Source organism: Bosea sp. Tri-49 (assembly GCF_003952665.1).
GTDB lineage: Bacteria > Pseudomonadota > Alphaproteobacteria > Rhizobiales > Beijerinckiaceae > Allobosea.
Genome location: NZ_CP017946.1, coordinates 833609 through 851446 on the forward strand (window position 1 = coordinate 833609; position 17838 = coordinate 851446).

20 protein-coding genes are annotated in these 17838 nt (G+C 66.6%); 12 read left to right on the top strand and 8 right to left on the bottom strand.

Annotation, left to right across the window (positions count from 1 at the left end; all coding sequences use genetic code 11):
- Positions 1-42 precede the first annotated feature (42 nt).
- A complete protein-coding gene (locus tag BLM15_RS04175) occupies positions 43-624 on the bottom strand; it encodes a helix-turn-helix domain-containing protein (RefSeq protein WP_126110642.1) in 582 nt (193 codons plus the stop codon).
- A gap of 94 nt (positions 625-718) precedes the next feature.
- Between BLM15_RS04175 and BLM15_RS04180 the strand changes: the two genes are divergently transcribed.
- Positions 719-1693 (top strand): threonine ammonia-lyase, encoded by a 975-nt coding sequence (locus BLM15_RS04180; protein ID WP_126110644.1) that lies wholly within the window; start codon positions 719-721, stop codon positions 1691-1693.
- 6 nt (positions 1694-1699) lie between these two features.
- Here BLM15_RS04180 and BLM15_RS04185 read toward each other — a convergent pair whose 3' ends face one another.
- Both BLM15_RS04185 and BLM15_RS04190 read right to left on the bottom strand, forming a co-directional pair.
- Positions 1700-2539 (bottom strand): aminoglycoside phosphotransferase family protein, encoded by an 840-nt coding sequence (locus BLM15_RS04185; protein WP_126110646.1) that lies wholly within the window; start codon positions 2537-2539, stop codon positions 1700-1702.
- Positions 2540-2633: 94 nt separating this feature from the next.
- Positions 2634-3413, bottom strand: coding sequence for an SDR family NAD(P)-dependent oxidoreductase (locus tag BLM15_RS04190; protein ID WP_126110648.1), 780 nt, complete (start codon positions 3411-3413; stop codon positions 2634-2636).
- 151 nt (positions 3414-3564) lie between these two features.
- Between BLM15_RS04190 and BLM15_RS04195 the strand changes: the two genes are divergently transcribed.
- Positions 3565-4002, top strand: coding sequence for a DUF1489 family protein (locus tag BLM15_RS04195; protein WP_126110650.1), 438 nt, complete (start codon positions 3565-3567; stop codon positions 4000-4002).
- Positions 4003-4040: 38 nt separating this feature from the next.
- On the opposite strand, the gene BLM15_RS04200 is transcribed toward BLM15_RS04195, so the two are convergent.
- The 3 genes from BLM15_RS04200 to panC form a co-directional block, all read right to left on the bottom strand.
- On the bottom strand, positions 4041-4493 hold the full coding sequence (locus BLM15_RS04200; RefSeq protein ID WP_126110652.1) for an HIT family protein: 453 nt from the start codon (positions 4491-4493) through the stop codon (positions 4041-4043).
- Between the two features lie 85 nt (positions 4494-4578).
- Positions 4579-5097 (bottom strand): YcxB family protein, encoded by a 519-nt coding sequence (locus BLM15_RS04205; RefSeq protein WP_126110654.1) that lies wholly within the window; start codon positions 5095-5097, stop codon positions 4579-4581.
- 198 nt (positions 5098-5295) lie between these two features.
- Positions 5296-6144, bottom strand: a complete 849-nt coding sequence (gene panC / locus BLM15_RS04210; protein WP_126110656.1) for a pantoate--beta-alanine ligase — start codon at positions 6142-6144, stop codon at positions 5296-5298.
- Between the two features lie 84 nt (positions 6145-6228).
- On the opposite strand from panC, the gene BLM15_RS04215 reads away from it, so the two are divergent.
- Positions 6229-6978 (top strand): VWA domain-containing protein, encoded by a 750-nt coding sequence (locus tag BLM15_RS04215; protein ID WP_236846534.1) that lies wholly within the window; start codon positions 6229-6231, stop codon positions 6976-6978.
- The gene (locus BLM15_RS04220; RefSeq protein ID WP_126116050.1) at positions 6978-7706 is read left to right on the top strand and encodes a DnaJ domain-containing protein; all 729 of its coding nucleotides are present in this window, start codon (positions 6978-6980) and stop codon (positions 7704-7706) included. Before BLM15_RS04215 ends, BLM15_RS04220 begins: the two co-directional genes overlap by 1 nt.
- A 17-nt stretch (positions 7707-7723) precedes the next feature.
- On the opposite strand, the gene BLM15_RS04225 is transcribed toward BLM15_RS04220, so the two are convergent.
- Complete coding sequence (locus BLM15_RS04225) at positions 7724-9418, bottom strand: serine hydrolase (protein WP_126110658.1); 1695 nt, start codon at positions 9416-9418, stop codon at positions 7724-7726.
- A gap of 326 nt (positions 9419-9744) precedes the next feature.
- Between BLM15_RS04225 and BLM15_RS04230 the strand changes: the two genes are divergently transcribed.
- From BLM15_RS04230 to BLM15_RS04265, 8 genes are all read left to right on the top strand, one after another.
- Positions 9745-10089, top strand: a complete 345-nt coding sequence (locus BLM15_RS04230) for a phasin family protein (protein WP_110489326.1) — start codon at positions 9745-9747, stop codon at positions 10087-10089.
- Between the two features lie 197 nt (positions 10090-10286).
- A complete protein-coding gene (locus BLM15_RS04235) occupies positions 10287-11372 on the top strand; it encodes an aromatic ring-hydroxylating oxygenase subunit alpha (protein ID WP_236846536.1) in 1086 nt (361 codons plus the stop codon).
- A gap of 248 nt (positions 11373-11620) precedes the next feature.
- Positions 11621-11965, top strand: coding sequence for an ATP-dependent Clp protease adapter ClpS (gene clpS / locus BLM15_RS04240; protein ID WP_236846685.1), 345 nt, complete (start codon positions 11621-11623; stop codon positions 11963-11965).
- A 46-nt stretch (positions 11966-12011) separates the two neighbouring features.
- Entirely contained in the window at positions 12012-14534 is a 2523-nt protein-coding gene (gene clpA, locus BLM15_RS04245) for an ATP-dependent Clp protease ATP-binding subunit ClpA (RefSeq protein WP_126110660.1), read from the top strand.
- A gap of 4 nt (positions 14535-14538) precedes the next feature.
- The gene (locus tag BLM15_RS04250; RefSeq protein WP_126110662.1) at positions 14539-14814 is read left to right on the top strand and encodes a hypothetical protein; all 276 of its coding nucleotides are present in this window, start codon (positions 14539-14541) and stop codon (positions 14812-14814) included.
- A 190-nt stretch (positions 14815-15004) separates the two neighbouring features.
- Complete coding sequence (locus BLM15_RS04255) at positions 15005-15739, top strand: AzlC family ABC transporter permease (protein ID WP_126110664.1); 735 nt, start codon at positions 15005-15007, stop codon at positions 15737-15739.
- The gene (locus BLM15_RS04260) at positions 15736-16092 is read left to right on the top strand and encodes an AzlD domain-containing protein (RefSeq protein ID WP_126110666.1); all 357 of its coding nucleotides are present in this window, start codon (positions 15736-15738) and stop codon (positions 16090-16092) included. The genes BLM15_RS04255 and BLM15_RS04260 overlap by 4 nt, the downstream gene beginning before the upstream one ends.
- Before the next feature lie 225 nt (positions 16093-16317).
- The gene (locus tag BLM15_RS04265) at positions 16318-16860 is read left to right on the top strand and encodes a hypothetical protein (RefSeq protein WP_126110668.1); all 543 of its coding nucleotides are present in this window, start codon (positions 16318-16320) and stop codon (positions 16858-16860) included.
- A 114-nt stretch (positions 16861-16974) separates the two neighbouring features.
- Here the strand turns inward: BLM15_RS04265 and BLM15_RS04270 are convergent, their stop codons facing one another.
- Positions 16975-17817, bottom strand: a complete 843-nt coding sequence (locus tag BLM15_RS04270; protein WP_126110670.1) for a M48 family metallopeptidase — start codon at positions 17815-17817, stop codon at positions 16975-16977.
- Positions 17818-17838 lie beyond the last annotated feature (21 nt).

Below are 17838 nucleotides of genomic sequence, written 5' to 3' on the forward strand. Positions count from 1 at the left end.
AACGGGCGCGGCGCTGAAGGCCGGAGCGTCTCCTCGACGGATTCAAGCCCTCGGGTTTGGCGCAAAGCGGTAGTGGATCAGGTCCATGACCACGGCCTCTTCGCGGGTGCGGTTGCGATAGCCGTGCCGGCGATCGGCGGGAAAACGCAGCGCCTGCCCCTGCTTGAGTGGCCGCCACTCCTCCTCGACCAGCAGTTCGACCTCGCCGTGCTGGACGGTGACATGCTCCACGACCCCGACGTCGTGCGGCTCCGAGATGCTTTCGAAACCGGGCGCGAAGGTGAGCTCGTAGAGCTCGAAGCCGAACCGCGCCTCGTACGGAAAGACAAGAGCCCGCTGCATGCCTTCCTGCGACGGGCGCACGCGTAAGTCAGCGGCGTCGCGCAAAAGCAGCACATCGCCGCTCCCGCCATCGGCCTCCAGCAATGCGGTCATGGGAACGCCCAGGCCCGTGGCGATCTTCCAGAGCGTCGCGATCGTCGGCGCGGATTCGCCCCGCTCGATCTGGCCGAGCATCGCCTTGCTGACGCCGGTGCGCGCTGCCGTCTGGTCGAGACTCCAGCCGCGGTCGCTTCGGATCGACTTCAGCAGCTTCGGTGTCTCGACGGGGCTGACGGACTTCATGCAGGCGCTCTCCAGTCTGTGCGTTATTGCGTACAACGGCCTTGTGCGTTAAAGCGCACGCATCGTTCCTACCATCCTGCCGAAGGCTTGTCCCATGCAGCCGAATACCAGGCTCGATCTTGACCGCATCCGGCAGGCGCGGGGCGAGATCGCGCCGCTGTTCCGGGACACACCGCAGTTCCTCTCTCCGACACTCGGCGAACTGCTCGGCTGCGAGCTGGTCATCAAGCTCGAGACCGCGAACCCGATCGGCTGCTTCAAGGGTCGCGGCACCGAGGTCGCGATGGCGCGGCTCGCCGGAAGTTCCGGCCCCAAGGCCGCGGTCTGCGCCAGCGCCGGCAATCTCGGCCAGGCGCTCGCCTATAGCGGCCGGGCGCGCGGCATCGAGGTCATGGTGATCGCGGGGAAGGGCGCCAATCCCGGCAAGATCGAGCGCATCCGCCGTCTGGGCGGGCTGGTCGAACTGGTCGAGGGCGACATCGAGATCGCCCGTGAGCGCGCTCGCGAGATCGCGGCACGTGGCGGGGCTTTCCTGATCGAGGACAGCGAGAACCTCGACACCTGCGAGGGCGCGGCAACGATCGGCCTCGAACTCGTCGAGGGGGCAGGGCGCATCGATACGGTGCTGCTCGCGCTCGGCGGCGGTGCGCTGGCCACCGGTGTCGGCCATGTCATGAAAACCCTGTCGCCAGCGACCGAGATCGTCTGCATCCAGCCGAAAGGCGCGCCGGCCCTGGCGCTGTCGTGGCGGGCTCGTTCGGTCGTGACCACCGAGAGCACCAATACGATCGCCGACGGCGTCGCCGGGCGGTTTCCGATCCCGGAGGTCCTCGCCGATCTCCTCGCCGTCGCCGATCATGTTCCGCTGGTCGAGGAAGCCAGCATCGTCGAGGGCATGCGGCTGCTCTACCGGCACGCCGCCCTCGTCACCGAACCTTCCGCCGCACTCGGCATCGCGGCCATGCTGGAAGACCCCGGGCGCTATCGCGGCAAGCGCGTCGCCACGGTGATCTGCGGGTCGAATGTCTTGCCCGAAACCTTCAGCGCGTGGATGCAAGCGCAGCACTGAGCGAGATCAGAGCGCGTCCAGCGCGACGATCGCCCGCTCGGCAACAGCGAGATTGATCTCCGCCAGCGGATCGTCGTCACCGAGGAACCAGGCGGCCGAGAGTCCGCACCAGGCCAGGATCCATTTCAGCAGGCGCTCGCGTTCCAGTTCTGACTTCGCCAGCACGATCTCAAGCCGGCGCTCGAAACGGCCGGGCAGGATCGCGACCGGCGGCTCGGGATCGGCGAGGTCGGGATCGCAGAAGAGGATGGTGTATTCGAAGGCGCGGTCGCCGATCACCGATTTCGGATCGATGGCGAGCCAGCCCCGGGCCTCGAAATCGAGGACATTGTCATGGTGCAGGTCGGCATGCAGTGGCAGGATTTCGCGCTGTGCCGGCAGGAGTTCGTTCGCCGTCGCCGCCGAGCGGGCAAGAATGCCACCATGTTCGGCAGCAGCCGGAAACAGGTCCTTGAACCAGATATCCAGCGGGATCAGTCCGGATGGCACCGGGCCGCGCGGCTTCTGCAGGGCGGCGATGGCATCGCAGAGGATGGCGGTCGCCTCATCGTCGCCCACTGCCCCGCTGCGAGCCATGGCGGCGAGCGAGCGGGAGCCAGTGGCGCGCTCGATCAGCATGGCGCTGCCATCGTCATTGCGCTCGAGCAGCCGAGTGGCGCCGTCGCCAGCCCAGTAGTCGAGCGGCAGGTAGCCGCGCTGTTCGTCCTCGACCTCGGGCAGCTTCAGCATGGCGGGTTGGCCATCGTGCAGCACAGGCAAGAGCTGGCTGGCATGGGTGCGGATCGGCTCGCCGGCAGGCGCGAGATTCCAGCGGGTCAGCCAGGGCGAAAAGGCGTTGGTCGGCATCGTCATCTCGGTAAGTGGGCGAAGCAGTCCGGAAGGGTTCGCCCTGCCATCCCGGATGCGTCGTCGCTCAAGTGGTGCGCAAATACGTCGCGAGTTAGTCCGCGGCGCGGCCGCGGCCAATCAGCGGAAACTGCTCGACCTCGTAGATCTGGCCGGAGACGTGGCCGCTTTCTTCCGACAGCCAGAAAGCGGTGTGGGCGGCAATCTCGGCCGGCTGCATGATCTGGCCGAAGGGGGCGAATTCGAGCGGTACCTCCTTCTCCCAGCCCGGCTTCTTGCCCTCGCGCTGCTGCGTTGCATCCTCGTTGGCGGTGAAGGTCCAGCCGACATTGAGCTGGTTGACCCGGATGTGCTCGCGCCCGAGCGTGTTGGCGAGGTTGCGCGTCATCGTCATCAGCGCGCCCTTCGACATCGAATAGACGGTGAGGTTGGAATTGCCGCAAAATGCGTTGATCGAGCCGACAGTGAGGATCGAGCCGCCGGATTTCTGCAGGCGGAAGGCGCGGGTTGCCGCCTCGGCGCAGAGCAGCGGCGCACGGGTGTTGATCGCAAATACATGGTCGAAGAAGGCGGCCGTGGTCTCGCCGAGCACGCCGCGCGGGTAGATGCCGGCATTGTTGACGAGGCCATCGATGCGGCCGAAGGCCTTGCGCGTCGCATCGACCAACGTCTGCGCGGTCGCCGGCTCGGCGAGATCGCCGGTCGCGCCGGCGGTGGATGGGCCGAGCTTGCGGCAGGCGGTGTCGACCTCGTTCTGCTCGCGGCCGTGGATCAGCACCTTGGCGCCCTCGGCGATCAGGCGCTCGGCCATCGCATAGCCGATGCCGGTCGATGAGCCGGTGACGAGAATGGCCTTGCCTTGCAGTCCGCGCATGTCGTGCCTCCGTTCGGATCGGTGGCCTTACTAGCCTGTAGGAGCGGCGCCGTCATGACCGCGCTTATGCTGGCCACCCCCGCGCGGCGCGGTTGTGGAGAAAGGCCGCAGGCTCTGGCGAGGCGCGCCTCTGAGGATTAGGTTGCCCGCCATGCCGCTCCATATCCTCAAGCTCTGCGTCGGCGCCGAATCGATCAGCGACCTCGAACAGTGGATCGCCGAACGGCAGGCACAGCGCCGCGCCCGCGGCGAGCCGGCGGAGCAATTGCACACCACCCGCATGGTGCCGAAGCGGATCGAGGAGATCGTCACCGGCGGCTCTCTTTACTGGGTGATCAAGGGCCAGGTCTCGGCCCGCCAGCGCCTGATCGCCATCCGCCCCTTCACCGACGGCGAGGGCATCGGCCGCTGCCATCTGGTGATGGAGCCGGTGGTGGTGCCGGTCGAGCCGCGCCCGTTCCGCCCGTTCCAGGGCTGGCGCTATCTGCAGGACAAGGACGCACCGCGCGATATCGACGGCCGCAGCGGCGATCTCGGCGTGATGCCGGAGCAGATGCGGCGCGAACTGGCGGAGCTGGGGCTGCTGTAAGGGCCGCTTCCACGTTTCTTGGAGGCGCTCCCGACCCTTTAGCGGCTCCTCAAGGATTCGCGCAGCTTTGCAGCTGCCTGCGTTACAGCTGCCAACTCCTGCTCGGAGTTCATTGTGTCACGTGCATGCAGCAGCGCGGGGCGCACGGCTTCAATGGATTTGCCGAATGAGGCCATCCATGGATAGCGAGGTACCATCCAGAAATTGAAATGGTGCTTGGTATCCTCATTGTAGAAATAATAGACGAACTCGATCCCGATCTGCGCCTGGGCGCGCCTGATCTTCTGGACAAGCGGCAGGAATTCGAGCGTCTCCGCCGCGGTCATATCCAGCAGCGACCGGAAATGACGCTTCGATGCGACGATCACGAGCGCCGGGACGGGATAGGCGACGTCCTGGTGGGCGTGGAAATGCCCGGTTTCGCAGATCGCACCGCCAAGGACTGCCTTTCGTCCGGAGGAAATCTCACAGCTCAGGCAGGCAGCGCTCATACCTTCACAGATACCTCGAATACGACCTGTGTGCGACAGGGGCGAACCCGGTCGATGTCGCCGGTAACGGGTATCGAAAGCTGGTTCAAACCGTCGCGAGTACCCGCTGGAGGTCCTCGATCTGCCCGGGTGTCAGCGCGCGCTTCGGCAGGATCTGGTAGTTGTAGTCCGACAGGAAGAACAGGAAGAGGTGCCGGTCCTCGCGGATCTTCATGTAGTCGCGCCAGGCAAAGCGATTGCGAACGCCCGGCTGCTCGGCCTCGTAGGCCTCCTCATCCCAGCCGGCCGAGACGGGCAGGCGAATGAGCTTTTCCTGCTTGAAGCGGCGGCGGATGACGAGCGGGCTCAGTGCGAGGGGGATACCGAGACTGGTGCCGAGGATGGTCGCTGTGATGACGAGCGCGAGCGGCAGGAGGTGGCCGTGCAACGTGAGCCAGGGCGTCCCGGCGGCGAGGAAGAGGCCGACGACCACCGCCATCGAGATGCCCCAGAGCACCACCATGCGGACAAGGGTCTTCTTCTCGCGGAAAGCGCTGAAAACGTGCAGGCGGACCGCGCGGCGAAGATCGAGCTCGTCGAGCGTGAAGGTCGTCCGGCGGTTCATGGAAAGCTCGAAGTGCCGCTCGCTGCGATCTGATATGCCGATCACGGCATTTCGCTGGTGTAGCGTACGAGAAGGGCGATGCCCAATACGAACACCGCAACAATAGCGGCCCAGCGTCTCCGAGTGATAATCGCCCAAAGCATTATCGGGGCGGGCAAAGCATTCAGGACGATGATGGCCGCGGCGAGCATCGCGCCTTCACACCCCGATATTATCAATCAGCCTGGTACCGCCGATCCGCGCCGCGATCAGGAGGCGGATCGGCCCGTCGGCCCGTGACGTCACCGGCGCCAGTGTCTCGGCGTGGCGGGCTTCGAGATAGTCGAGCTCGAAGCCGGCGGTGATGATCTCGGTCTGGGCCTCCCCGACCGCCTGGAACAGCGGGTCGTCGTTGCGGATGCGGGCGGCGAGGGCCTGCATGACTTTGTGCAGGGTCGGAGCGAGCGCACGCTCGTCGGCCGAGAGGTAGCGGTTGCGCGAGGACATGGCGAGGCCGTCGGGCTCGCGGAAGGTCGCGAGCGGCACGATCTTGATGCCGAGATCGAGGTCGCGGGCCATCCGCGTCACCACCTTGAGCTGCTGGTAGTCCTTCTCGCCGAACACGGCAAAATCAGCCTGAGACTGCGTGAAGAGCTTGCAGCAAACCGTTGCCACGCCTTCGAAATGCGTCGGGCGGAAGCGATCGTCCAGCCCGACGGCGGCCGGGCCGAGCAGCAGCACGCGGCTGGCGAAGCCGGGTGGATACATCTCCTCGACGGCGGGAAAGAAGATCGCATCGGCATTGACCGCTTCGAGCTGGGCGCGATCACTGTCGAAGGTGCGCGGATATTTCTTGAAGTCCTCATGCGGGGCGAACTGCGTCGGGTTGACGAAGATCGAGACGATGACGCGGCGTGCGTGCTTCTGCGCCTCGGTGACGAGCGCGATATGGCCCTCGTGCAGCGCCCCCATGGTCGGCACAAGCGCAACCTTCTCGCCGGCGGCGCGCCAGGCGGCGACGGCCTCGCGCATCGCCTTGACCGTCTCGAAAACCGCGACCTGTGACATAGCGCTCCTCCAACCCGCTCGACGGGTAGCAAATGCTGGCGGCGCGGCCAATATCTCTGGCATGGGCGAATCCCGGCGGACAGCATGACGCGCGAAGACGGCAAGGCGGTGGGCAAGGCGGGCGAGACGCGCCCCGCCGAGAGCGATGCGCGCTCGAAGCCCGGCGAGATCGACCGTTTCGTCGCTGCGGCCAAGCAGCTCGCACCGCTCGCGACCGGGCAGGCCGGGCGGCTTGTCTTCGCGCTCGATGCGACGATGAGCCGGCAGCCGAGCTGGGACCTTGCCTGCTCGCTGCAGGGGCAGATGTTCGAGGTCGCCGCCAAGACGGGTGGACTCGCGGTGCAGCTCGTCTATTTCCGCGGCTTCGACGAATGCCGCGCCTCGGGCTGGCTTGGCGAGCCGCAGCGCCTGACCGGGCTGATGAACCGGATCGATTGCCGCGGCGGGCAGACGCAGATTTCACGGGTGCTCAGCCATATCCGCGACGAGGAACGCAAGGTGCCGATCCGCGCCTTCGTCTATGTCGGCGACGCGATGGAGGAGAATGTCGACCGGCTCTGCGCGCTCGCCGGTGAACTCGGGCTGCGCGGCATCAAGGGCTTCGTCTTCCAGGAAGGCTCCGATCCTGACGCCAGCGCCGCCTTTGCCGAGATCGCGCGCCTGACCGGCGGTGCCCATGCGCGCTTCGACGTCAATGCGCCGAACTCGCTGCTCGAACTCCTGCGCAGTGCGGCCGCCTATGCCAGCGGCGGGCGCGAGGCGCTTACGAGGCTCGCCGGGCAGAGTGTCGCGGCGCAGAGGTTGCTCACGGCAATGGAGGGCCGCAAGCCGTGATGCTGCTTTATGGCGTCGCCACGCTGATCCTGATCTGGTGGGTGGCCAAGTTCTTCGCCGGGGCCGATCCGAAGAAGCTGGTCAGGTTCGGCAAGGTCGTCGGCGGCACGCTCTCGCTCGGCGTCGCGGCGCTGCTGATGCTGCGTGGCCGGGCCGATATGGCGATCTTCCTGGGCGGGCTCGGAGCCTGGCTGCTCGGCTGGAGCGCCTATGGTCCGGGCGGGCTCAAGATGCCGGAATGGGCGAGGGATTGGGGTGGGGCCGGCGGTTCGGCCGGCCGTTCAAAGGTCGCATCCGCGATGCTCGAAATGGAGCTCGACCATGACAGCGGCGGTATCAAGGGCAAGGTTGTCGCCGGTGCCTTCGCCGGGCGCGACCTCGACGATCTGACGCCCGCCGAGCTCAGCGCGCTGCTGCGCGAATGCCTCGCTGGCGACCCGGACGGGGCGCGCCTGCTAGAGGCATATCTCGACCGCCGGGCGCCCGGCTGGCGTGAAGACGCTGATGGTCACCGCGACGCGGGGCAGCGCGGCCCGGCGCGCACGGGCACGATGACGGACGAGGAGGCCTACGAGATCCTGGGGCTTCAGCCGGGGGCGAGCCAGGAGGCGATCCGCGATGCCCATCGGAGCCTGATGAAGCGCATCCATCCGGATGCCGGCGGCACCAGCGGGCTTGCCGTTCGGGTCAACCAGGCCAAGGATACCTTGCTGAAAAAGCATGGCTGATCTCCTTTCCTGATCGATCAGCTGCGGGTCGCGAAGCAGGCGAAGCCGCCTCGCTTGAGTTGGGCGCAGGCCTTCTCGGCGTCCTTGGACTCCTCGAAGCCGGCGAAGCGGGCGCGGAACAGGGTAGCGCCGCCCTTCTCGACCTTCTCGGTGAAGCCCGAGGCATCGGCGAGCGAGCCGGACGCCTTGGCGCGAGCCCGGGCCAGGATGTCCTTGGCCTTGGCCTCGTCGTCGGTGGCGCCAAGCTGGATCAGCCATTTCGAGGCGATGACGGCCTTCTCGGCCGGCTTGCTCTCGGGGGCCTTGCTTTCGGGTACCTTGGCGGCAACCTGCGCGACCTTGACCGGCAGCGGCGCCGGCTCAGGCAGGCGGGCCTCGATCTTCTTCGGCATGGCCTGGACCTCGTCCTTGTCCGCCGGCTCGGCGAGCTTGGCAATCGAGGAGGTGACGTCGACATTCGCCGGCGGACGCAGGACCTTGCCCTCGGCCGGCGGGGCGCCGATCGACCAGCGCATGGCCGACGGCGTCGTGGTCGCGGCGACCGGGCGCATGTTGGAGAGGGCGAGCGCCTGGGCGCTGCCGCTGAGGGCGCGCGGCGGGGCGATCTGTGCGGTCGTCGTCGTCGCGGCATAGGCGCGGGCGGCGGCCGGCACCTCGGGCTCAGCGCGCGGGCGCGGCACCGGGATCGGCGCGGGGGCCGGGGTAGGCTCAGGCGCCTGGGCGATGACAGCCGGGCGAGCCGGCGGCTCGGGCGTTGGGGCCGGGGCGGCGGCGCGATAGCGCTCCTGCTGCGGCTCGGGAGCCTCGGCGATCATCGGGGCGCTGCGACCGCCAGTGGCGGCGCGCGGCAGGCTGGCGAGGACAAGGTCGGACATGATCTTGTCGCGCGCTGCGCCGGAACGGCCACCGAGCACGATCGAGACGATCTGGCGTCCTTCGGCCTTGGCCGAGGTCATCAGGTTGAAGCCGGAGGCACGGGTATAGCCGGTCTTGATGCCGTCGACGCCCTCGATACGGCCGAGCAGGCGATTATGCCCGCGGATGGTGCGGGATCCGTACTGGAAGGAGCGCATCTGGAAGAGCGGGAAGTAGCGCGGAAAGCGCTCCTGGATCGCCCGCGCCAGGATGGTGAGATCGCGCGCCGTGGTGATGTTCGGCGGCGAGTTCGGCAGGCCGTGCGGGTTGTAGAAGCGGGTCGAGTCCATGCCGAGCGAGCGCGCCTTGCGCGTCATCTGCTCGGCGAAGGCGTCTTCCGAGCCCGCGATGGCCTCGGCGACCACGACGGAGGAGTCGTTGGCCGACAGGGTGATCATGCTCTTGATCGCGTCCTCGACCTCGATAGTCGAGCCGGCGCGCAGGCCGAGCTTGGTCGGCGGCTGCGAGGCGGCGTAGGACGAGACCTCGAGCTCGGAGTTCATGGTGAAGCGGCCGCGCTCCATCTGCTCGAACAGCATGTAGAGCGTCATGACCTTGGTGAGCGAGGCCGGGATGCGCGGCGCATCCTCGTTGACGGCGTGCAGGGTGCGGCCGGTCTTAGCGTCGACCACCATCGCCGCATAGGGCGGGGCGTAGCCGCCCGAGACATGGCGCCGCTTCTTGCGGGCCGCCTCTGCGGGCGAGACCGTCGCAGTCAGCGCAACGGCAGCAACGCTCACCAGCCCGATGAACGCGAGCCAGCGCCCGCGCCGGGAACCAACGCAACCAAAAGCCATGCAACTCGCCTCAACTCACCCACCCGTCCGTCGCAGGCTTTGCAGCGTGGCGCGAAGGACACAGGAGAGGAGGTTAGGTGGATGCGGTTACGGAGGAGTTAAGCGCTAAAAGCTCGCATTGAATCTGTCCGGTTGCAAACCGTCGCCGATGCACGCTGGGGGGCTCTGCGTTTGGTGCATCGCAGCGCGAGCTTGACTTTTATGTTGCGGTGCACAATATCAGAAAGCGCCCCGGTGATGGATCTCTTCATCTGACCTTGGGGGCACGGAACCCGGGCCATTTCGGCTCGTCAGCAGAGGCGACGCCACGAGCGTCGGAGGAAACGATGATCCAGCAGTTCGAGACCATCCAGAAGGCTTCCAAAGAGAACGTCGATGCGGCCCTGAAGGCTTTCGGCGCCACCTCGAAGGGCGTGCAGGCGCTTGCCGTCGAGGCCACCGATTACGCCAAGAAGTCGTTCGAGGCCGGCACGGCCACGATCGAGAAGCTTTCCGGCGTCAAGACGCTCGACAAGGCGATCGAGATCCAGTCGGACTACGTCAAGACCGCTTTCGAGGGCTATGTTGCCCAGGTCACCAAGATCGGCGAGCTCTATGCCGCGATCGCCAAGGATGCCTACAAGCCGTTCGAGGGCATCGTCGCCAAGGCCGTCCCGACCCCGGCCAAGTGATTTCGGCGCGGCCGGCTTAGTCCGGCCGCAGCTGACTGCCAGATGATTTCGAGAAGCCCGGCCTCGGCCGGGCTTCTTTGCGTTTGCACTCATGTTCCAGGCCGGGTGTCCCTCCCGGCAATGCTCTTGCAACTGGCGAGCCGCTGCTTGCGGTCGCCGTGATCCGCTTGAGGCCGCGGCTGGAGCCAGAGGCCGCAATGAGCAGTTCGACGATGACCGGAGACGCACGGACCTCTGCAGAGGCGCCCCCGGCGAGCGAATTTCGCGAGCCGCCCCGGGAAGCCTGGTACTGCGCCCGGAGCGCCGGCAGCCTGGCGCCGGGCGCGATGGCGAGCGTGACGGTCCTCGGCGACCAGATCGTCATCGGCCGCACGAAGGCCGGCCGGCTCTTTGCCTTGCGCGACCGCTGTCCGCACCGCGGCGCACCGCTTTCGGGAGGTCAGTTCGACGGCAGCGCGATCACCTGCCCCTTCCATGGCTGGCGCTTCGGCGCCGATGGCCGCTGCCAGGCGATGCCGACGCTGATCGACGGCGACGTCACCGATCCCGGCCAGGTCAAGGTCGGCGAATTCCCGGTCTGCGAGAGCGACGGCATCATCTGGCTCTATATGGGCGCGGGGCTGGGCGAGGCGCCGCCGGTGCCGGCGTTGACCCTGGCGGGCCCGACTCGCTGCCGGGTCGCCGTCTCGGTCCTGGTCGAGGCGTCCTATGATTTGTGCGTGCTCAGCCTGATCGATCCGGGCCATGTCGGCTATGTCCATAATTCCTGGTGGTGGCGGCCGACGGCGACGGCACGGGAAAAGGTCAAGGACTTCGAGCCGCTGCCTTTCGGCTTCCGAATGAAGGCGCACAAGGCGGCGGCGAATTCGCGCGGCTATCGCCTGCTTGGTCGCCCTCAGACCGAGGTCGACTTCCTGCTGCCGGGCCAACGGATCGAGCGCATCCGCATGGGCGAGCGGTCGATCATCAACGCGACCTTCGCCACGCCGATCGATGCGCGCCGGACGCTGCTCACCAATGTGCTGCTCTCGGACCTGCCGCAGCTCATGCCGCTCGCGCCGCTGATCGGATGGGCCGGGCGCGCCTTCCTGCGGCAGGATCAGCGGATTCTCGAACTGGCCCAGCAGGGACTCGAGCGCAAGCCGACCATGCTGCTGCTCGGACAGGCCGACCGGCTGGGGCAATGGTATTTCCGCCTGAAGCGGGACTATGCCGCCGCCCGCCATGAGGGAAAGGCGTTCAGCAACACGCTCGCACCGGAGCGGTTGCGCTGGCGCACCTGACGCTGCGCCGCAGCTTTTACCTTCCGATTCCCCGCCGCTGTCCGGCTTCACCGAGCCCGCAGCGGCACTTCTTTGTGGCCTGCGGTCGCAACGGGCTGGCGAAGCCGTGGCGACGTCTGTAAATTCATGAGCGAAGCACTATCTTGAGGTCAGCCTTCGGGACGGACACCTTGAGCCACGCAGCCACCACGTCGATCGATCAGGACCTGCCAGCCGGCATCGCGCCGCGCGGGATAGCGTCCGCCTACGTGCCGCGGCTGGCCTCGAAGCCGCGTTCGCCGTCGGCCCCCACCGATGGCGACCGTGCCGGCACCGCCGTGCTCACCCGCACCCGAACGCGCAAGCCGAACCTCTATCGCGTACTGATCCTCAATGACGATTACACCCCGATGGAGTTCGTGGTGCATGTCCTGGAACGGTTCTTCAACAAGGACCGGGCCGAGGCGACGCGCATCATGATGCATGTCCACCAGAACGGCGTCGGCGAATGCGGCGTCTTCACCTACGAGGTCGCCGAGACCAAGGTCACCCTGGTGATGGACCTCGCCCGTAAGCATATGCATCCGCTGCAATGCGTGATGGAGAAAAAGTAGCTTTGAACACCACCATTTTTTCGAAACTGGACTGGGAGCGCTGACCTTGCCGAGCTTCTCGCGCAGCCTCGAACAGGCGCTTCATCGGGCCCTCGCGCTCGCCAATGAACGCCACCATGAATATGCGACACTGGAGCATCTGCTGCTGGCGCTGGTCGACGACCAGGACGCCGCCGCGGTGATGCGCGCCTGCAGCGTCGATCTCGACACGCTGCGTCGCAACCTCGTCGACTACATCGACGCGGAGCTGACCAATCTCGTCACCGACGGACGCGACGATTCCAAGCCGACCGCCGGCTTCCAGCGCGTGATCCAGCGCGCGGTGATCCATGTCCAGTCGTCCGGCCGTGAGGAGGTGACCGGGGCCAACGTGCTCGTGGCGATGTTCGCCGAGCGCGAGAGCCACGCCGCCTACTTCCTGCAGGAGCAGGACATGACCCGCTACGACGCGGTCAACTATATCAGCCACGGCATCGCCAAGCGCCCCGGCGCCGGCGAGAGCCGGCCGGTGCGCGGCGCCGAGGAAGAGCCCGAGCAGCAGCGCGAGCAGCGCTCCGACTCCGGTAATGACGCCGACAAGGACAAGAAGAAAAAGGAAAGCGCGCTCGACGCTTACTGCGTCAACCTCAACCGCAAGGCGAGGGACGGGCGCATCGATCCGCTGATCGGCCGCGAGGCCGAGGTGCAGCGTACCATCCAGATTCTGTGCCGCCGGCAGAAGAACAATCCGTTGCTGGTCGGCGAGCCCGGCGTCGGCAAGACCGCGATCGCCGAGGGCCTTGCCCTCAAGATCGTGCGCGGCGAGGTCCCCGAGGTGCTGGAGGACGCGACCGTCTTCTCGCTCGACATGGGCACGCTGCTCGCCGGCACGCGCTATCGCGGCGATTTCGAGGAACGCCTCAAGCAGGTGATGAAGGAGATCGAGGCGCATCCCAAGGCGATCATGTTCATCGACGAGATCCACACGGTGATCGGCGCCGGTGCGACCTCGGGCGGTGCAATGGATGCCTCGAACCTGCTGAAGCCGGCGCTCGCATCGGGCGGGCTGCGCTGCATCGGCTCGACCACCTACAAGGAATACCGCCAGTATTTCGAGAAGGACCGGGCGCTGGTGCGCCGCTTCCAGAAGATCGACGTCAACGAGCCGTCGGTGCCGGATACGATCGAGATCCTCAAGGGGCTGAAGCCCTATTTCGAGGAGTTCCACAAGCTGCGCTACACCAACGACGCCATCAAGGCGGCGGTGGAGCTGTCGGCGCGCTACATCCATGACCGCAAGCTGCCGGACAAGGCGATCGACGTGATCGACGAGACCGGCGCCTCGCAGATGCTGGTGACCGAGGCCAAGCGCAAGAAGACGATCGGCGTCAAGGAGATCGAGGCGGCGGTCGCGACGATGGCGCGCATCCCAGCCAAGACCGTCTCCAAGGACGATGCCGAGGTGCTGCGCAACCTCGAGACCACGCTGAAGCGCACGGTCTATGGCCAGGAGAAGGCGATCGAGGCGCTGTCCTCCTCGATCAAGCTCGCCCGTGCCGGTTTGCGCGACGGAGAGAAGCCGATCGGCTGCTACCTGTTCGCGGGTCCGACCGGCGTCGGCAAGACCGAGGTGGCACGCCAGCTCGCTTCGTCGCTCGGCGTCGAGCTCGTGCGCTTCGACATGTCGGAATATATGGAGCGCCACACCGTCTCGCGGCTGATCGGCGCGCCTCCCGGCTATGTCGGCTTCGATCAGGGCGGCCTCTTGACCGACCAGATCGACCAGCATCCGCATTGCGTGCTGCTGCTCGACGAGATCGAGAAGGCGCATCCCGACCTGTTCAACATCCTCCTGCAGGTGATGGACCACGGCAAGCTGACCGACAACAACGGCAAGCAGGTCGATTTCAGGAACGTCATCCTGATCATGACGACCAATGCCGGAGCGGCCGACATGGCCAGGAACGCCTATGGCTTCACCCGCCAGAAGCGCGAGGGCGACGACACCGAGGCGATCAACAAGCTGTTCGCGCCGGAGTTCCGCAACCGGCTCGATGCGACGATCTCGTTCGGCCACTTGCCGAAGACGGTCGTGGCGCGCGTCGTCGACAAGTTCGTGCTGCAGCTCGAGGCGCAGCTCGCCGACCGCAACGTCACCATCGAGCTTTCGGACGAGGCGCGCGAATGGCTGGTCGAGAACGGCTATGACGAGGCGATGGGTGCGCGGCCAATGGCCCGCCTGATCCAGCAGACGATCAAGACGCCGCTCGCCGACGAGGTGCTGTTCGGCCGGCTGAAGAACGGCGGCGCGGTCAAGGTCGTGGTGATCCAGTCCGAGACCGGCATCAAGGTGCTCGGCCTCGAATTCCCCGACGGGCCGGTCAAGCCCAAGCCGGAGAAGGACGTCGCCGCCGCGGCCGAGAAGCGTACGCGCAAGCCGCGGGCCAAGGGGCCAAGCAAGACACCGGGCAAGGCCAAAGTGGCCGGGTCGGGCGGCGCGAAGCGCGGTCCGAAGCCGGATGCGCCGGTCGAGCCGCCCAAGGCACGCAGCGTCCGTACCGTCCCGAAGGTTCCGCTGACCAAGGCCTGATCCGGTGTTCTTCAAACGCAAGCCCGCCAGCGCCTGGGCACAACAAGAGGAGGTCGCCGCGCAAGCGGCGGCACCGGCGCCGAAAGAGAAGCTCGGCTGGTTCGAGAAGCGGGCGCGCCGCCGCCGGCGGCGCATCGTCTTCGAGGAGGTCCTGGGCTGGATCCTGGTTCCGGCCTTCCTCTATCTACTCTGGCTCGGCTATCGCGCCGTCGGCGGCGTGCCGAAGGAGATCGTCGACTTCGGGAATGAGTTGATGGGCCTGGCGATGAAGAGCTTCTGATCCGGCTTGCGTTGGATGCAGGGCAGGCGCGCGGTCCTGGGACTGTCATGCCGCCGACGCGATGCGCTTTAAGCGAAACGGCCCGCAATTGCTGCGGGCCGTGTTTCGTTTCGGCGGGTCCGATGAGCCGGCATTCCAGAGCTTCCCTGTCTTCGAGAACTGACGGGCGCCCGCAGGCGTCTCTTGCGGTATGAGCAAGTCCGTCCGCAGCGCTTGGGTTCGGCCGGTCCTCACCGGCTTTCGCGATGCCGTGATGCTGCCGGCCTGGGTGGTCGGGCTTTCGCTGATGGGCGTCGGCTCGCTGGCGCGGGATGTCGGCTATCCGGTCGAGGCCGCCGTGCTCTCGACCATCTTGGTCTGGGCCGGCCCGTCGCAGGTCCTGTTCTTCGCCTCGATCGCCGCTGGCGCCGCCTGGAGCGCGATCGCCTTGGCGATCGGCTTCGCCTCGCTGCGCTTCCTGCCGATGACCGTGGCACTGCTGCCGCTGCTGCGCCGCCCAGGGCAGGGGATCGGAACGCAGCTGCTGCTCGCCCATTATGTCGCGGTGACGTCCTGGGTCGAAAGTCTCAGGCGCCTGCCGGCGATGCCGCCTGAGCAGCGCGTGCCCTATTTCCTCGGCTTCGCCAATGCGCTGATCGTCGTCAGCTCGTTCACCACTTTCGTTGGCTTCCAGCTCGCCGGAGTGGTGCCGACGCCGGTCGCAGCCGGGCTGCTCTGCCTGACACCGATCTTCTTCCTGTCCTCGATGGTCGCCGGTATCCGGGGGCTGGGCGACATGGTCGCGATCGGGCTCGGCCTCGCGCTTGGGCCGGCGGCGAGCTGGGCGATCGGCGGCGGCTTCGACCTGATCGTCAGCGGTGTCGTCGGCGGCAGCATCGCCTTCCTCGTGCAGCGCTGGCGCAAGGCGCCGAAGGCGGGCGGATGACGCAGCCGATCGCTTTTCTCGACGGGCCGTGGTGGCCCTATCTCGCGCTTTTCCTGTTCGCGGTACTGCCGACAGAGATCTGGCGCTGGCTCGCCGTCGTCTTCGCGCGCAGGCTAGACGAGAACTCGCCATGGCTCGAATGGGTCAGGTTGGTCGCGACGGCTCTGCTCGCCGGGGTGGTGGCCAAGCTGGTGCTGGCGGCTCCGGGCGCGCTCGCCGGCGTGCCGCTTGCGGTCAGGCTGGCGGCGCTCGCGGTCGCCGTGACGGTCGTGTTGGTCGACCGGCGCAAGGTGATGCTGGCTGTGGTCATCGGCGAGGCCGTGCTGATCGGCGGCGCCTGGTGGCTGGTCTGACAACCTGGGCGCGAAAACCGGCCAGAATACAGCAAGCTGCCTGAAGGGCTCCTGCGCGTCGCAAGCCGAAGCGCTGGGGGTCTCTGTTTTCAACAGAGACGAGGCTGCCGAGCGGCGGGTTCAACCTGATCCGCTCCAGCTGCGTTGAGCGAAGCCGATCTGCGAGGGTGCCGTTCCCGTCGTCTTCGGGGCGATTGGCGATCCTCGCCCGTTTCGAGGGTGCAGATGAACAAGGTCTATTGCTGGTATCCGAAGCTGCCGAATGTCGGCCACGCCTCCATGGACATTTCGTTCGGGGCAGGTGGCGGCAAGGCGGAATATGTCAGTTGGTGGCCGCGGGGCCAGGGCGACAAGGGCACTCCCGGCGCCAAGCCGCTCAAGCCGGCCGAGCAGTTCGGTGCGGCGACGCCGGACTATGCCCATGATGTCGCGGCGGAAGGGCGATCGCCGGACAAGGCGGTCGTCATCGATTGCCTCGACGAAGACCGAATGCGGGCAAAATACTACGAGATGAAGAAGGACCTGACCTACAACATGACGGTCAAGAACTGCGCTTCCGCGGTGGCGAACGTGCTTCTGGCCGGTGGCGCCTGTCTCAGCTTCGATTGCCTGAACTATGCGAAGAAGGCGGTGTGGACACCCGCCGAAACGCTGACCTTCGCGCTGCTGATCAATAGTGAGGCGCGCGTGATCAAGGCCGGTATCGCCAAGGGGTTCAAGCCAGCAATGCAGTGGACGATGCCATCCTTCGGCAGCCGCGGCTGGTGAGAGTAAAGGGCTTGGCACCGGTTTCCTGACGACGTCCAGGACCAATCCCGCCATACGAAAAACCCGGCACGAGTTGCTCGCGCCGGGTTCAATTTTGTCAGCCGCCGCGTTCGCTCAGGCAAGGCGCGGTCGCAGTCCTGGCTGGGCCGCAGCGGCCGCGCCTTGCTGCGAGCGGTACCATTGCGTCACCGCCTCGACGCGGCGGGTATGGCGCGGATAGTGCGAGACGATCTTCAGGAAGAAGCCGGCGATGCCCGGCACCATCTGCTCCTGCTTCTGGAAGGCGTCGGGGCTCATCTGGGCGTTCAGCTTGGCGCTGCCGCAGGCCAGCATCTGCAGGCCCGTGCGCGCGGCCTGGAGGTCGCGGGCGACGAAGGCGCCGATGCGGTCGCAGGTCAGTTCGCGACCGCGGGAATAGGCGGCGCCGAGGAACGGAATGATGTGGCCGGGGAAGCGCAGATAGCTCCAGGGCTCATCGAGATGGCCGGCGACATGGTGGCCGAGCTCATGGCCGATGACGAAGCGGACCTGCTCGTCATTGTCAGCGTCGATCAGGGCCGAGGTTAGCCAGATATAGCGCTGGCGGCCGACGAGGCGCAGTGCCATCGCGTTCAGGACGCCGCTGGAGTTGTAGACGAAGGTCTGCGGGATCTCGCGCAGGCCGAGCGCGCGGGCGCCATCTTCGACCATGCGATGGATGTGCGGGAACTGGTCCGGCCCGACCATGACGAAATGGCCGACCATGTAGGCGCGGGTGAGGGCGCGCGCCCAGTAGGAAACCAGCCAGAAGGTGAAAAAGTAAATCAGGGCGAGCATCGCGGCATGGAGCTGGCCGCGCAGCAGGCTCAGGGCGATGAAACCGATCACCAATGCCCAGATCAGGGCGCCGACGACGAGCATGATGCTGCCGTAGAGCTTCTCCTTCGGGTGCTTAACTTGGGAAATATCAAAATTCATTGCGCAAGGCTCCTATGCGGA

Bases quoted from the DNA above. Each gene is read 5' to 3' on its own strand.
- BLM15_RS04270 (WP_126110670.1), bottom strand. From the start codon at position 17,817: ATGAATTTTGATATTTCCCAAGTTAAGCACCCGAAGGAGAAGCTCTAC.
- BLM15_RS04205 (WP_126110654.1), bottom strand. From the start codon at position 5,097: ATGAACCGCCGGACGACCTTCACGCTCGACGAGCTCGATCTTCGCCGC.
- BLM15_RS04190 (WP_126110648.1), bottom strand. From the start codon at position 3,413: ATGCGCGGACTGCAAGGCAAGGCCATTCTCGTCACCGGCTCATCGACC.
- BLM15_RS04180 (WP_126110644.1), top strand. From the start codon at position 719: ATGCAGCCGAATACCAGGCTCGATCTTGACCGCATCCGGCAGGCGCGG.
- BLM15_RS04195 (WP_126110650.1), top strand. From the start codon at position 3,565: ATGCCGCTCCATATCCTCAAGCTCTGCGTCGGCGCCGAATCGATCAGC.
- BLM15_RS04235 (WP_236846536.1), top strand. From the start codon at position 10,287: ATGAGCAGTTCGACGATGACCGGAGACGCACGGACCTCTGCAGAGGCG.
- BLM15_RS04260 (WP_126110666.1), top strand. From the start codon at position 15,736: ATGACGCAGCCGATCGCTTTTCTCGACGGGCCGTGGTGGCCCTATCTC.
- BLM15_RS04265 (WP_126110668.1), top strand. From the start codon at position 16,318: ATGAACAAGGTCTATTGCTGGTATCCGAAGCTGCCGAATGTCGGCCAC.
- panC (WP_126110656.1), bottom strand. From the start codon at position 6,144: ATGTCACAGGTCGCGGTTTTCGAGACGGTCAAGGCGATGCGCGAGGCC.
- BLM15_RS04200 (WP_126110652.1), bottom strand. From the start codon at position 4,493: ATGAGCGCTGCCTGCCTGAGCTGTGAGATTTCCTCCGGACGAAAGGCA.
- BLM15_RS04220 (WP_126116050.1), top strand. From the start codon at position 6,978: ATGCTGCTTTATGGCGTCGCCACGCTGATCCTGATCTGGTGGGTGGCC.
- BLM15_RS04175 (WP_126110642.1), bottom strand. From the start codon at position 624: ATGAAGTCCGTCAGCCCCGTCGAGACACCGAAGCTGCTGAAGTCGATC.
- BLM15_RS04230 (WP_110489326.1), top strand. From the start codon at position 9,745: ATGATCCAGCAGTTCGAGACCATCCAGAAGGCTTCCAAAGAGAACGTC.
- BLM15_RS04225 (WP_126110658.1), bottom strand. From the start codon at position 9,418: ATGGCTTTTGGTTGCGTTGGTTCCCGGCGCGGGCGCTGGCTCGCGTTC.
- BLM15_RS04185 (WP_126110646.1), bottom strand. From the start codon at position 2,539: ATGCCGACCAACGCCTTTTCGCCCTGGCTGACCCGCTGGAATCTCGCG.
- BLM15_RS04215 (WP_236846534.1), top strand. From the start codon at position 6,229: ATGACGCGCGAAGACGGCAAGGCGGTGGGCAAGGCGGGCGAGACGCGC.
- BLM15_RS04255 (WP_126110664.1), top strand. From the start codon at position 15,005: ATGAGCAAGTCCGTCCGCAGCGCTTGGGTTCGGCCGGTCCTCACCGGC.